Genomic DNA, 12,875 nt, shown 5'->3' with positions numbered 1-12,875 from the left:
GGCCCATGACCACGACCACCACGGCGCCCGCGCAGACGCTCGCGACGACTCCGCCCCGCTCGCCGCGCAAGCGCACGATCGGCCGCACCTCGAAGACCTTCTACTGGATGACGATCCCCGCCGTCCTCCTCTTCTTCGTGCTGCACACCGTGCCGGTGCTCACCGGCATCTTCTTCAGCTTCACGAACTACGCCGGCTACGGCGCGTGGGACCTGATCGGCTTCTCCAACTACGTCGCCCTCCTCCAGGACGACCGCGTCTGGAAGGCCTACGGCTTCACCTTCGGCTTCGCGATCGTGGCGACGATCCTCGTCAACGTCATCTCGCTGGCCATCGCCATCGCGCTGAACGCGAAGATCAAGTTCCAGACCGCGTTCCGGGGCATCTACTTCATCCCGTACGTGCTCTCGACGCTGGTCATCGGGTACGTGTTCCAGTACCTCTTCGCGAACTCGCTGCCGCAGATCCTCGGAGGCATCCCCGTCATCGGGGAGAACATCCTCGCGAACCCCGACTGGGCCTGGGTCGCGATCGTGGTCCTGGCGGTCTGGCAGGCCTCGGCCTTCTCGATCATCATCTACCTCGCCGGCCTGCAGACGATCCCGGGGGAGCTGTACGAGGCGACCTCGCTCGACGGAGCGTCGACCTGGCGCCAGTTCACGTCGATCACGTTCCCGCTGATCGCCTCGTTCTTCACCATCAACATGGTCATCTCGATGAAGAACTTCCTGCAGGTCTTCGACCACATCGTGGCGCTGACCAACGGCGGACCGGGCACCTCGACGGAGTCGATCACGCTGCTCATCTACCGCGGCGGCTTCCAGGGCGGCGAGTACGCCTACCAGACGGCCAACGCCGTCCTCTACTTCCTCATCATCATCGTGGTCTCGCTGATCCAGTTCCGGGTCCTCAGCCGCAGAGAGGCGTCGTTCTGATGACCGCCACCGTCACTCCCACCACCGCCATCGCCCTCGGCCAGGACGAGGAGCGGCGGACGCGCCGCCCCTCCCGCGACACCTACCGGATCAACTGGTGGGCGACCGCGCTGATCGCCGTCTGCTCGCTCACGATCCTCCTGCCGCTCTACTTCGCCGTCGTGACGGCGCTGAAGACGCCGGACCAGCTCGGCGGCACCGGCTTCGAGCTGCCGACCTCGATCTCGTGGGGCAACTTCGCCGAGGCCTGGACCGCGACCCGGTTCCCGCAGGCGTTCGTGAACACGGCGCTGATCACGGTCGGAGCCGTCGTCCTGACGCTCTTCTCGAACTCGATGGTCGCCTACGCCGTCGCTCGGAACCTGGACAAGCCGTTCTTCAAGGGCGTCTACTTCTACCTGCTCGCCGCGGTCTTCGTGCCGTTCCCGATCATCATGCTGCCGGTCGTGAAGGAGACGGCTCTGCTGGGCCTGGACAACCAGGTCGGCCTGATCCTGCTCTACGCGGTCTTCGGCCTGTCGATCAACACGTTCATCTACACCGCCTTCATCCGCTCGATCCCGATCGAGCTCGAGGAGGCGGCGCGCACCGACGGCGCGTCCACCTGGCGCACCTACTGGCAGGTGATCTTCCCGCTGCTCGGACCGATGAACGCGACGGTCGGCATCCTGACCTGCGTCTGGGCGTGGAACGACTTCATCCTGCCGCTCGTCGTGCTCTCGGACCCCGCCGCCCGCACGCTCCCGCTCGCCGAGTACGTGTTCCAGGGGCAGTTCAACACGAACTACACCGTCGCCTTCGCGTCCTACCTCATGGCGATGGCGCCGCTGCTGATCGTCTACCTGTTCGCTCAGCGCTGGGTGGTCAGCGGAGTGATGCGCGGCTCGATCAAGTAGCGCACAGGCTGGGCCGTCCGACCGGGCGGCCCCGCCTGTTCCTGCTGGTCGAGCAGCCCCGGCCGCAGGGGCGTATCGAGACCCGCCACCCCAGGTGCTCCTGGTCCTTCCGCCCCCTCTTGCTGGTCGAGTAGCCCCGCAGGGGCGTATCGCGCCTTCCTGCTGGTCGAATGGCCCCGCAGGGGGCGTATCGGGACCTGAGGACTCCCGACGCCGCACGCCCGCGTCCCCGACGGAGCCGACGCCGACGCCGCCGCACCCACCTCCACCGACCCCGATCTCCCCCGATCCGCAGAACATGAGCGAATGTCAGTGGTTTCCGCTGTACTGCTCGCATGACATCACCTTCCCCCTCGCCCACCGAGGAGGTCGCGCCCGACACGGTCCGCGCCCTCTCCGATCTCGCCGCACGCCTCGCCCGCTCCACGGCCCCGATCCTCCTCGCGAGGGCCGCGGCGCTGCACGCCGCCCACCGCGCGGCGCTCGCGGTGCCGGAGTCGTTCGCGCGCGGGGGAGGCCTCTCCCGCAGCGAGGCGGGCGACCTCGTGGAGCGGTCGCTCCGCGCCGAGATGGCGGTCGCCCTCGGCGTCTCCGAGCGGGCCGCGACCCGAATGCTCGAGCACGCGCAGCTGCTCGTCGAGCATCTCCCGTGCACCCGCGCCGCGCTGGCAGAGGCCCGCATCCTCTGGGAGTCGGGCGAGGTGATCTGCGCGACGGCGAGCACCCTGCCCGCCGAGTCCCGAGCGGTGTTCGACGAGCGGGCGGCCGAGGCGGCCTCGTCGTCGACTCCGACGCAGCTGAGGCGCATCACGGCCCGACTGCGGGACGAGCTGCACGAGCAGCCGCTCGCCCAGCGCCACTCCCGCGCGCGCGAGGATCGCGCCGTCTGGGTCAGCCCCGAGATCGACGGCATGGCCACCCTCTGCGCTCTGCTCCCGGCGACCGCCGCACTCGGCGCGTACCACCGCCTCGACCGCATCGCCCGCTCCCTCCGCGACGGCGCCGCCGAGGGGGAGGGCCCCGGCTCCGGCGACGGGCGGACGCTCGCGCAGCTCCGCGCCGACGCCTGCGCCGATCTGCTGTGCGACGGTGAGATCACCGGCACCGCGCCCCGGTCAGAACCCCGCTCGGCGCCCGCCGGGGATGGCGACGGCATCGACCGCGCTGTCAGGATCGGCGGCGACGCTCGCGCTCCGACGTTCGTGCCCGGGTTGCGTGCGGAGGTCCGACTGACGCTCGCCGCGAGCACCGCTGCCGGGCGCGACGACGCCCCGGCGGTGCTCGACGGCTACGGCCTCGTGCCCGCCGGGCTCGCCCGTGAGCTGATCGTCGAGGGAGCCTCCCTGACGCGCGTCCTGACCGATCCGGAGACGGGAGGGGTCGTCTCGGTCGGTCGCACCCACCGCGTGCCTCCGCCTCGGATGAGGCTGGCGCTCCAGCTGCGGGATCGGACCTGCCGGTTCCCCGGGTGCACCCGCTCCGCCATGACCGCCGAGGCCGACCACACGATCGAGTGGCGCCACGGAGGCGAGACCGCACTCGACAACCTGGCGTCGCTCTGCACGAGCCATCACCACGTCCGACACGGCGACCGCTGGACCTACGTTCTGCATCCCGACGGCACCGCCGACTGGACCACTCCCACCGGCCGTCGGGTCAGTACGCGCGCGCCGGCGCTCGTCGCACCACGTCGGACGGTCGGAAGCGAGAGGGGTCCCCGCTTCGACGACCCGCCCCCGTTCTGACGGACCCCCCCACCGGGAGGGGGCTCGGACCGCGTTCTCAGCGCCCCGAGGGAATGCTCGGGCTCAGGCGGCCCGCGCGATCATCACCGCGTGGCCGGCCTCGCCGAGGGCGGTGCGCACCTGCGTGCCCAGGTGCGCGGCGAACGCCGGGTTCAGGGCGCCGGGCGTCTCGGAGAGCGCCGAGGAGGTCGCGCAGGATGGTCAGGGTCTCGGTGGCAGCGTTCTCGGGCATGGCTGCATCTCTTTTCGGGTAGGAGGATCCGGCCGATTCCAGGGTGGACGGATCGAGGAGGGGGCGAGTGCGCGAGATCATCCCACCGGTTTCGGGCCGGTCGTCTCGCTTCAGCAGGCGCTTCGGATGCGCTGAGGGAGCGGGAGCAGACGAGGGGGAGGACGTCGAGTCGTGCGATCTAGCTTGATCATCAAGGAACCTACTCCGCCGCGACCGCTTCGGCAAGTGCTCGGCGAGTCGTCCTCCCAGCGCTCCAGCCCCGCCCGTCGGATCACCGATTGATCACCTCCGGATCACGGTCGGATCAGCACCTTCAGCGCCTCGCGCGAGTCCATCAGCCGGTACGCCTCGGCGATGTCCGACAGCGGCAGTTCCCGATCGAACACCAGACCGGGCTCGATCGAGCCGTCGAGCACCTGGGGGAGCGCGGCCTCGAGGTAGGCGCGCACCGTCGCCGGCCCTCCCGTGAGCGTCGCGTTCTTGCCGAAGAGCGAGGCGAAGCCGACCGGGGCGTCCTCGTACTGCGGCACTCCGACCCTCGAGATCGTGCCGCCGGGGCGGACCACGCCGTACGCCTGCTCGTAGGCGGGCAGGTGTCCGACGGCCTCGAGGACCACGTGCGAGCCCTCGCCGCCCGTGATCGCCAGCACCTCCGCCACGCCCTCCTCACCGCGCGCGGCCACGACGTGCGTCGCTCCGAACGTGCGGCCGAGATCGGTGCGGGCGGTGTGACGGCCCATCAGGATGATCGTCTCGGCGCCGAGGCGCTGCGATGCGAGGACGGCCGAGAGCCCGACGGCGCCGTCTCCGATGACCGTCACCGTCAGCCCCGGGCGGACCCCGCCGCGCACGGCGGCGTGGTGACCGGTGAGGTAGACGTCCGAGAGGGCCAGGAGCGAGGGCATGAGCGCCTCGTCGGTGCCCTCGGGGATCACCACGGCGGTCGCGTCGGCGAAGGGCACCCGCAGCTTCTCGGCCTGGGTCGCGGAGGCCGCGCCGTCGAAGAACCCTCCGTGCACGCACGAGGTGGTGATGCCGTCGCGGCAGAACGCGCAGGTGCCGTCGGACCAGGCGAAGGGCACGACGACCGTGTCGCCGACCTGCAGCACGGCGACGTCGGAGCCGATCTGCTCGACGACGCCGATGGCCTCGTGGCCCATGCGCCGTCCCTCGGGAGTGCTCTCGAGGTCGTGGTACGGGTGCAGATCGGAGCCGCAGACGCAGGCGTGCGTGACCCGGAGGATCGCGTCGGTCGGCTCCTGGATCTCGGGGTCGGGGACCTCGACGACGCGGACGTCGCCGGATCCGTACATCAGGGTGGCGCGCATGGTTCTCCTTCACTCGGCGGTCCTCCGGAGCGCTCCCGTGCTCGGCGCGGGTCCCGGAGGAGGACGGCCTCAGTCAACGGCGCGTCCCGTCGCCCGAGCCAGGGCTCCACCGAGACGGGTTCCAGCAGACCCTCCCACCCCTGCGGCTCGCCCCCGTAGCGTTCCCGGCATGGACAACCGAGCCGAGATCCGCGAGTTCCTCGCCTCCCGCCGCGGGCGCCTCAGCCCAGAGGAGGCCGGCGTGGATCCGATCGGCGGGCGGCGGCGCGTCCCCGGACTGCGCCGCGAGGAGGTCGCGCGCCTGGCCGGCGTGAGCGTCGACTACTACACCCGCCTCGAGCGCGGGAACCTCGAGGGCGTCTCCGACAGCGTCCTCGACGCGATCTCCCGCGCGCTCGTCCTCGACCGCGCCGAGCGCGATCACCTCCACGACCTCGCCCGCGCCGCCGCTCCGGCCTCCCGTCGCGTCCGCGCCGTCCCCGTCGCCGCGACCGTCCGCCCCGAGCTGCAGTACCTGCTCGACGCCGTCACCGGCGCTCCCGCGTTCATCACGAACAACCGGATGGACATGCTGGCCGCCAACCCGCTCGGCTACGCCCTCTACTCCGAGATGTACCGCGGACCGCAGCGACCCGCGAACCACTCGCGCTTCATCTTCCTCGATCCCCGCGCCCACGACTTCTACCCCGACTGGGAGCGCGCGGCGCACGTGAACGTCGCGATCCTCCGTCGCGACGCCGGACGCAGCCCGCACGACAAGCAGCTCGCCGAGCTCGTCGGCGAGCTCTCGATGCGGAGCGAGGAGTTCCGCGCCCTCTGGGCCGCGCACGACGTCCGCCGCCACTACGCCGGCCGCAAGCAGTTCCGGCATCCCGTCGTCGGGCTCCTCGAGCTCACCTTCCAGGCCGTCGAGCTCGTCGAGGACCCCGGCCACTCGCTCACGGTCTACCCCGCCGTCCCCGGCAGCCCGTCCGACGAGGGCCTGCGACTGCTGGCCAGCTGGGCCGCGACGGACGGCGTCGTCGAGCGCGCCCGCGCGACCGCCTCCTGACACCCGTTCCCCCTCCTGACGCCCGTTCCCCCTGGACGCCCCCGCGCGGGGCTTCTCCGTGCTGCCCTCGAGAGGACGCCATGACCGCCACCGCCCCGACCGCCACCGCCCCGACCGGTTCCCGCACGCCCGATCCGCGCTCCGAGCGCATGCCCTGGGCCGCCCTGGCGATCCTCGCCGCGATGGGCTTCCTCCTAGTCGCCGCCGAGACGATGCCCGCCGGCCTGCTGCCCGTGATCGCCGAGGGCATGCGCACCAGCGAGGGCGTCGTCGGCCAGTTCATCAGCGTCTAGGCGCTCGGCACCGTCGTCGTCACCGTGCCCGCCATCAGCCTCACCCGCGGGTTCCGGAGGAAGCCGCTGATCCTCGCCGCGATCGTCGGTCTCGTGCTCGCCAACACCGTCACCGCGCTGTCGGGCGACGTCGCCCTCTCGCTGGCGTCCCGATTCGTCGCCGGCGCCTTCACCGGCGTGATCTGGGGGATGCTCGCCGCCTACGGGCGCCGGATCAGCCCCGAGAGCCGCGGCGGCCTCTCCCTGGCGATCGTGTCGACCGGCGCCCCGCTCGGCTTCGCCCTGGGCACTCCGCTGGGAGCGTGGCTCGGCACCGTGCTCGACTGGCGCTGGTCCTTCGGTGGCCTCTCGCTGCTCGCCGTCGTCGTCCTCGTGCTGATCGTGCTGGTCGTCCCCGACGCGCCGGGTCAGCAGGCGTCCTCGCGACTGCCCCTCGCCCGGGTGATCGCGAAGCCGGGCATCGCGATCGTCCTCGCCGTGATCGCCGTCTGGATGCTCGCCCACAACACGATCTACACCTACGTCGCCCCGTATCTCCGCGGAACCGGATCGGGCCTCGGCGCCGACGTGACCCTGCTCGTCTACGGCATCGCGTCGGTGGTCGGAGTCGCGCTCACCGCGGTGCTGATCGACCGCTTCTCGCGCCCGCTGCTGCACGGCAGCGTCGCCGTCTTCGTCGTCGCCGCCGTGATCCTCCTGCTCGCCGGCGACTCGACCGCGGCGATCGTCGTCGGCGCCGTGCTCTGGGGCATCGGCTTCGGCGGCGCGTCCGCCCAGCTGCAGGCGGCGCTCACGAAGGCGGGCGGAGCCGACTCCGACGTCGCTAACGCGTTCCTCCCGGTCGCCTTCAACCTCGCGATCTTCGCAGCGGGGATCGTCGGCGCCGTGCTGCTCGGCTCCTTCGAGGGCTCGGTTCTCCCGCTCCTGATGGCGGTCCTCGGAGTCGCCGCGCTGCTCCTGACGCTCGTCGGCCGCCGCACGGCCTTCACGGGCGTCGTCTGAGCCGCGGGACCGAGTCGGCCTCGCCGCGCGTCCCGGCTTCCGGCGGGCAGCGTTCGGCATGAAGTGGGGGCAGCGGTGCCGGGACCGGACCCGGGACAGTGATCCCGTCGCCCTCGCCGGTGCCCGCCCGCGACCCCGCGCCCGACCCCGCCCCGGACTCCCCGTCCTCGTCCTCGAACGGATCCCATGCTCCCCACCGACTCCTTCCCCCCGTCCGACGCACCCGTCGTCGACCCGGCGGGAGCGGTCGATCCAGCCGTCGCGCACACCGTCCGGATCAGCGACGGCACGCGGATCGTGCTGACCGTCGTGCCGCCGAGAGGCCCCGACACCGGCCAGCACGTGTACGTCCTCCCGGCCATGGGGATCCGCTCGGGCTACTACCGCGCGCTCGCCGACTCCTTCTCCGCCCGCGGCTTCACCGTGGTGCTGACCGATCTGCGCGGCGAAGGCGAGGCGACCCCCTCGGCGAGTCGCACCACGACGCACGGCTACGTCGAGATCGTCGAGCGCGACATCCCCGAGTCGGTCGCGTACCTGCGCCGCGAACTGGGCGCCGAGCGGATCTGGCTGCTCGGCCACAGCCTCGGGGGGCAGCTCGGTCTCATCGCCGACTCCCGGACGAGCGCGACGGGTGCTCCCGAGGGTGCCGGTTTCGCCGGTGTCGTGCTCGTCGGCTCCGGGTCCTCGTGGCACCGGGCGCAGAACGGCTGGCGGGCACCGCGCAACAGGATCGTGCCGCAGCTGTTCGTCCTCCTCTCGCACGCGGTCGGGTACTTCCCCGGCGACAGGCTCGGCTTCGCCCACCGGCAGTCGACCCGCCTGATGATCGACTGCGCCCGCCAGAGCCGCACCGGGCGCTTCGCGGCACCGGGCGCGGCCGAGGACTACGACGAGAGCCTGACCCGACTCGAGCGCCCGCTCCTCGTGTTCGACATCGACGGCGACCGCCTGACCTCGCGCCGCGCCGTCGACCATCTCTGCGCGGCCGTCCCGCGTGCTCGGATCACGCGCCGCCGTCATCCCATCCAGGGGCGGCCCCTGCGCGACCCCCATGTCGCCTGGGTGCGGCAGAGCCCGCGGCTGCCCGACGAGATCGCCGACTGGATCCTCGACCAGGACTGAGCGGTGCTCCCCGGCTCAGTCCAGGAACCGCGTGTACCGCCCCGGAGCCTCGAGGAACGCCCGCCAGTTCCGCACGAGATCGAGGTCGTCGTAGTCGCACCTCCGCAGCCCCCACTCGCCGATCTCGTAGAGGTCGGCCCCGGTGGCCGCCGCGAGGATCGGCGAGTGGGTCGAGAGCACGATCTGTGACCCGTTCGCGAGCAGGTCGCGGAAGAGCCCGAGCAGCGCGAGGCAGCCCGAGAACGACAGGGCCGACTCCGGCTCGTCGAAGATCCACAAGCCACTGATCCGCGAGCGGGTCAGCACGACGTCCAGGAACGACTCACCGTGCGAGCGGTCGTGGTACGAGACGCTCTCTCCGCCCAGGTCCTCCAGGTAGGTGAAGAGCCCGTGCATCGTCTCGGCCCGGAGGAAGAAGCCCTTCTTCGAGGCGCCGCCGGATCGCACGACCTGCAGGTGCTCGCCGAGCACCGACTCCGAGGGCCGCGTCGCGTGCCGGGCGCTGATCGTCCCGCCCTCGGCGTTCAGCCCGTAGGCGATCGCCAGCGCCTCGACCAGCGTCGACTTGCCCGCGCCGTTGTCGCCCACCAGGACGGTCATCGCGCCGAGGTCGAGCCCGTCGTCGAGCACCTGGCGCACCGCGGGGATCGTGAACGGCCACGAGTCGGCGGGCGGGGGAGCGGCGCGGTGCAGCTCGATCCGGCGCACAGGGAGGGTCCGCATGCCCCCGAGCCTAGGAGCCGACCGCCCCGGACGCGCGTCCCCCGCGAGCTCCCTGCCGACTTCCGCAGACCTCCGCCACGCGGCCGCACCCGGGCGTAGCGTTGCCGGAGTGATGCGTCCGACGATCCAGACCCTCGGCCAGCTCCGCGCCTCCGGGCACGTGCAGAAGAGCCTCCGCACCGAGATCCGCGACAACCTGCTCGACGCCCTGCGCGAGGGCCGCGACCCGTGGCCCGGGCTGCACGGATTCGCCGACACGGTGATCCCGCAGGTCGAGCGCGCGGTGATCGCCGGCCACGACATCGTGCTGCTGGGCGAGCGCGGCCAGGGCAAGACCCGGCTCCTGCGCACCCTCAACGGCCTCCTCGACGAGTGGTCGCCGGTCATCGCCGGCTCCGAGCTCGGCGAGCACCCCTACGAGCCGATCACCACGGTGAGCATCCGCCGCGCCGAGGAGCTCGGCGACGAGCTGCCCGTCGCCTGGCGCTCGCGCGAGGAGCGCTACGTCGAGAAGCTCGCCACCCCCGACACCAGCGTCGCCGACCTCATCGGCGACGTGGACCCCATGAAGGTGGCCGAGGGGCGCAGCCTCGGCGATCCCGAGACCATCCACTTCGGTCTCATCCCGCGCAGCCACCGCGGCATCGTCGCGATCAACGAGCTGCCGGACCTCGCCGAGCGCATCCAGGTCGCGATGCTCAACGTGATGGAGGAGCGCGACATCCAGATCCGCGGCTACGTCCTCCGTCTGCCGCTCGACGTGCTCGTCGTCGCCAGCGCGAACCCCGAGGACTACACGAATCGCGGCCGCATCATCACTCCGCTGAAGGACCGCTTCGGCGCCGAGATCCGCACGCACTACCCGACCGAGCTCGACGACGAGATCGCCGTGATCCGTCAGGAGGCGGACCTCGTCGCGACCGTGCCCGACGCGCTCATCGAGATCCTCGCCCGCTTCACCCGGGCCCTGCGCGAGTCGAGCTCCGTCGACCAGCGCAGCGGAGTGAGCGCCCGCTTCGCCATCGCCGGCGCCGAGACCATCGCCGCGGCAGCGCTGCACCGCGCCACCCGCCGGGGCGAGGCCGAGGCCGTCGCGCGCCCCATCGACCTCGAGACCGCGGTGGACGTGCTCGGCGGCAAGATCGAGTTCGAGTCGGGGGAGGAGGGGCGCGAGGAGGAGATCCTCGAGCACCTCCTGCGCCAGGCCACCGCCGAGACGGTGCGCGCGCACCTGCGCGGCATCGATCTCGGCCCGCTCGTCACCGCCGTCGAGGACGGCGCCATGATCACGACCGGCGAGCAGGTGACCGCGCGCGAGTTCCTCGCCGGACTGCCGATCCTGGGCGAGGCCACCGTCTACGAGGACCTCGCCGAGCGCCTGGGCGCGACGAACGAGGGCCAGCGCGCCGGAGCCGTCGAGCTCGCGCTCGAGGGCCTCTACCTCTCGCGCCGGCTGAGCAAGGAGACCGGCGGCGGCGAGGCCGTGTATGGCTGAGCCGGGGCGCCGGACCAACCGCCGCCTGCACCGCGACGCGCGCTACTCCGAGTACCGGGGCGGCCCGGACCCGCTCGCTCCGCCCGTCGACCTCGCCGAGGCCCTCGAGGCGATCGGCCAGGACGTGATGGCCGGCACCTCGCCCGAGCGGGCCCTGCGCGAGTTCCTCCGCCGCGGCGGCCGCGACGCCTTCGGCCTCGACGATCTCGGTCGCCGCGTGGCCGAGCGCCGCCGCGACCTCGCGCAGAAGCACAACCTCGACGGCACGCTCCGCGAGGTCCGCGAACTGCTCGACCGGGCGGTCCTCGCCGAGCGCAAGCAGCTGGCCCGTGACACGCAGATGGACGACGGCGACCGCGCGCTCGCCGAGATCCAGCTCGACAGCCTGCCGCCGTCGGCCGCGGCCGCCGTGTCCGAGCTCGCCGACTACTCCTGGCGGAGCCCCGAGGCGCGCGCCGACTTCGAGCGGATCAAGCAGCTCCTCGGCGCCGAGATGCTCGAGCAGCGCTTCGCGGGCATGAAGCAGGCCCTCGAGAACGCGAGCGACGAGGACCGCGCCGCGATCGACGCCATGCTCCGCGACCTCAACGACCTGCTCGAGTCGCACGCCCGCGGCGAGGACACCCCGGAGCAGTTCGACGCGTTCCTGGCGCAGCACGGCGAGTACTTCCCCGAGAACCCCGAGACCGTCGACGAGCTGATCGACGCCCTCGCCGCCCGGGCGGCCGCGGCGCAGCGGATGCGCAACTCGATGACCCAGGAGCAGCGCGACGAGCTCGACGCCCTCGCGCAGCAGGCCTTCGGCACCCCCGAGCTGATGCAGTCGCTCGGGAAGCTCGACGAGACCCTGCGGGGCCTGCGACCCGGCGAGGACTGGGGCGGCTCCGAGCGGATGGACGGCGAGCAGGGGCTCGGCCTCGGCGACGGCACCGGCGTGTTCCAGGAGCTCGCCGACCTCGACGCGCTCGCCGAGCAGCTCGCGCAGTCGCAGAACGGCTCGCAGCTCGACGACCTCGACCTCGATCTGCTCGCGAAGCGGATCGGCGACGACGCGGCGGTCGACGCGCAGACGCTGAAGCAGCTCGAGCGGGCGCTGCGCGACTCCGGCACCCTGCGCCGCGGCTCCGACGGCTCGCTCGCCCTCAGCCCCAAGGCGATGCGCCAGCTCGGCAAGTCCCTCCTGCGCGACATCGCCGAGACGATGTCGGGTCGTCAGGGCGCGCGCGACGTGCGCCGGGCGGGTGCCGCGGGCGAGCGATCCGGAGCGACGCGCGCGTGGGAGTTCGGCGACACCGAGGCCTGGGACCTCCCGCGCACGATCACCAACGCCCTCACCCGCACCGCCGGCGAGGGCCGGTCCACCGCCTCCGGAGTGCGCATCGAGATCGGCGACGTCGAGGTGCAGGAGACGGAGGCGCGCACGCAGGCCTGCGTCGCCCTGCTCGTCGACACCTCCTTCTCGATGGCGATGGACGGCCGCTGGGTCCCGATGAAGCGCACCGCCCTCGCCCTGCACACGCTCATCACGAGCCGGTTCCGCGGCGACGAGCTGCAGCTGATCGCCTTCGGCCGCCAGGCCGAGGTGATGGGCATCGAGCAGCTCGTCGGCCTCGACGCCGAGTGGGACAAGGGCACGAACCTGCACCACGCCCTGCTGCTGGCCAACCGGCACTTCCGCAAGCACCCGGGGGCGCAGCCCGGTGCTGCTGATCGTCACCGACGGCGAGCCGACCGCGCACCTCGAGCCCGCCGGCGACGTCTTCTTCGACTACCCGCCCGACCCGGTCACGATCGCCGTCTCGGTGCGCGAGCTCGACGCCTCCGTGCGGCTCGGCGCGCACACCACGTTCTTCCGCCTGGGCGAGGACCCGGGCCTCGCGCGGTTCCTCGACTCGCTCGCCAGGCGGGCCGGCGGCACGGTCGTGAACCCCGAGGCCGACGACCTCGGCGCGGCGGTCGTGAGCTCGTACCTCGGCTCGCGCGACCGCTCCGACGGCGGGCGTCCCACCGGCGACGAGATGTTCGGCCGCGGCTGGGCCTTCTAGGCCGG

The 12,875-nt window shown here is 72.3% G+C and carries 9 protein-coding genes and 2 pseudogenes; 9 read left to right on the top strand and 2 right to left on the bottom strand.

Annotated features, from left to right (window positions below):
- The first annotated feature begins 5 nt into the window (after nt 1-5).
- The 3 genes from AC0CID_RS10730 (at nt 6) to AC0CID_RS10720 (ending at nt 3,576) form a co-directional block, all read left to right on the top strand.
- A complete protein-coding gene (locus tag AC0CID_RS10730; RefSeq protein WP_107574274.1) occupies nt 6-935 on the top strand; it encodes a carbohydrate ABC transporter permease in 930 nt (309 codons plus the stop codon).
- Nucleotides 935-1,831, top strand: a complete 897-nt coding sequence (locus AC0CID_RS10725) for a carbohydrate ABC transporter permease (RefSeq protein ID WP_207407331.1) — start codon at nt 935-937, stop codon at nt 1,829-1,831. Before AC0CID_RS10730 ends, AC0CID_RS10725 begins: the two co-directional genes overlap by 1 nt.
- A gap of 335 nt (nt 1,832-2,166) precedes the next feature.
- Entirely contained in the window at nt 2,167-3,576 is a 1,410-nt protein-coding gene (locus tag AC0CID_RS10720; RefSeq protein ID WP_465226789.1) for an HNH endonuclease signature motif containing protein, read from the top strand.
- Nucleotides 3,577-4,101: 525 nt separating this feature from the next.
- On the opposite strand, the gene AC0CID_RS10715 is transcribed toward AC0CID_RS10720, so the two are convergent.
- Nucleotides 4,102-5,136 carry a zinc-binding dehydrogenase gene (locus AC0CID_RS10715; RefSeq protein ID WP_207408053.1) on the bottom strand — a complete coding sequence of 345 codons (1,035 nt, stop codon included), beginning with the start codon at nt 5,134-5,136 and terminating at the stop codon, nt 4,102-4,104.
- A gap of 169 nt (nt 5,137-5,305) precedes the next feature.
- On the opposite strand from AC0CID_RS10715, the gene AC0CID_RS10710 reads away from it, so the two are divergent.
- The 4 genes and pseudogenes from AC0CID_RS10710 (at nt 5,306) to AC0CID_RS10695 (ending at nt 8,607) form a co-directional block, all read left to right on the top strand.
- Nucleotides 5,306-6,187: a helix-turn-helix transcriptional regulator gene (locus AC0CID_RS10710; RefSeq protein WP_465226788.1), complete on the top strand. Its 882-nt coding sequence runs from the start codon at nt 5,306-5,308 to the stop codon at nt 6,185-6,187.
- A gap of 80 nt (nt 6,188-6,267) precedes the next feature.
- Nucleotides 6,268-6,480 carry a hypothetical protein gene (locus AC0CID_RS10705; RefSeq protein ID WP_465226786.1) on the top strand — a complete coding sequence of 71 codons (213 nt, stop codon included), beginning with the start codon at nt 6,268-6,270 and terminating at the stop codon, nt 6,478-6,480.
- 15 nt (nt 6,481-6,495) lie between these two features.
- Nucleotides 6,496-7,482, top strand: a pseudogene (locus AC0CID_RS10700) (MFS transporter); the annotation flags it as partial.
- A gap of 186 nt (nt 7,483-7,668) precedes the next feature.
- Entirely contained in the window at nt 7,669-8,607 is a 939-nt protein-coding gene (locus AC0CID_RS10695) for an alpha/beta hydrolase family protein (RefSeq protein ID WP_465226785.1), read from the top strand.
- A 15-nt stretch (nt 8,608-8,622) separates the two neighbouring features.
- Here AC0CID_RS10695 and AC0CID_RS10690 read toward each other — a convergent pair whose 3' ends face one another.
- Nucleotides 8,623-9,330, bottom strand: a complete 708-nt coding sequence (locus tag AC0CID_RS10690) for an AAA family ATPase (protein ID WP_465226784.1) — start codon at nt 9,328-9,330, stop codon at nt 8,623-8,625.
- A gap of 112 nt (nt 9,331-9,442) precedes the next feature.
- Here AC0CID_RS10690 and AC0CID_RS10685 point away from each other — a divergent pair, with 112 nt between their 5' ends.
- Together AC0CID_RS10685 and AC0CID_RS10680 are read left to right on the top strand one after the other, a co-directional pair.
- Nucleotides 9,443-10,825: a magnesium chelatase gene (locus AC0CID_RS10685; protein ID WP_465228084.1), complete on the top strand. Its 1,383-nt coding sequence runs from the start codon at nt 9,443-9,445 to the stop codon at nt 10,823-10,825.
- Nucleotides 10,818-12,870 (top strand): annotated as a pseudogene (locus tag AC0CID_RS10680) (vWA domain-containing protein). The gene AC0CID_RS10685 and the pseudogene AC0CID_RS10680 overlap by 8 nt, the downstream one beginning before the upstream one ends.
- The last annotated feature ends 5 nt before the right edge of the window (nt 12,871-12,875 follow it).

The organism is Rathayibacter sp. AC451 (assembly GCF_979253095.1).
The sequence above is the reverse complement of the archived record's forward strand: the minus strand, read 5'-3'. Positions and strand labels throughout refer to the sequence as shown.

What these genes read in the sequence shown, in the direction of transcription:
- AC0CID_RS10730 (WP_107574274.1), top strand. Translation starts at nt 6, where the DNA reads ATGACCACGACCACCACGGCGCCCGCGCAGACGCTCGCGACGACTCCG.
- AC0CID_RS10725 (WP_207407331.1), top strand. Translation starts at nt 935, where the DNA reads ATGACCGCCACCGTCACTCCCACCACCGCCATCGCCCTCGGCCAGGAC.
- AC0CID_RS10720 (WP_465226789.1), top strand. Translation starts at nt 2,167, where the DNA reads ATGACATCACCTTCCCCCTCGCCCACCGAGGAGGTCGCGCCCGACACG.
- AC0CID_RS10715 (WP_207408053.1), bottom strand. Translation starts at nt 5,136, where the DNA reads ATGCGCGCCACCCTGATGTACGGATCCGGCGACGTCCGCGTCGTCGAG.
- AC0CID_RS10710 (WP_465226788.1), top strand. Translation starts at nt 5,306, where the DNA reads ATGGACAACCGAGCCGAGATCCGCGAGTTCCTCGCCTCCCGCCGCGGG.
- AC0CID_RS10705 (WP_465226786.1), top strand. Translation starts at nt 6,268, where the DNA reads ATGACCGCCACCGCCCCGACCGCCACCGCCCCGACCGGTTCCCGCACG.
- AC0CID_RS10695 (WP_465226785.1), top strand. Translation starts at nt 7,669, where the DNA reads ATGCTCCCCACCGACTCCTTCCCCCCGTCCGACGCACCCGTCGTCGAC.
- AC0CID_RS10690 (WP_465226784.1), bottom strand. Translation starts at nt 9,330, where the DNA reads ATGCGGACCCTCCCTGTGCGCCGGATCGAGCTGCACCGCGCCGCTCCC.
- AC0CID_RS10685 (WP_465228084.1), top strand. Translation starts at nt 9,443, where the DNA reads ATGCGTCCGACGATCCAGACCCTCGGCCAGCTCCGCGCCTCCGGGCAC.